Source organism: Mycolicibacter arupensis (assembly GCF_002086515.1).
Taxonomy (GTDB): domain Bacteria; phylum Actinomycetota; class Actinomycetes; order Mycobacteriales; family Mycobacteriaceae; genus Mycobacterium; species Mycobacterium arupense.
Genome location: NZ_MVHH01000133.1, coordinates 1 through 306 on the forward strand (window position 1 = coordinate 1; position 306 = coordinate 306).

The window sequence follows — 306 nt, forward strand, 5'->3', positions numbered from 1 at the left end:
AACCGACGACCCATCCCCACCCACTGCGAACCCTGACCCGAAAACACAAACACGGGTCGAGACGTCGCCGGCCGCGGCCGGGGTTCGGTGACACCGGGAGCAGACTCGCCGGCAGCAAGCGCGGTCAGGCCCGCCACCGCGGCGGCGTGGTCGCGAGCGCTGACGCCCGCGGTGTACTTGAAGCGGGTTCGATTCTCCCGCAGGCCTTCTGCGATGTCGGAAAGTGGGATCTGGGCGCCGTCGGTGGTCAGCCACTGCGCCAGCACCCCGGCCGTGGCCGCAATCCGCGCCGGCGACTTACCCGAG

Annotated in this window: 1 protein-coding gene; it reads right to left on the bottom strand. The window is 70.6% G+C overall.

What is annotated here, in order from left to right; genetic code table 11:
• On the bottom strand, window positions 1–306 hold a 306-nt coding region (locus BST15_RS22315; RefSeq protein ID WP_165757158.1), incomplete at both ends, for a hypothetical protein.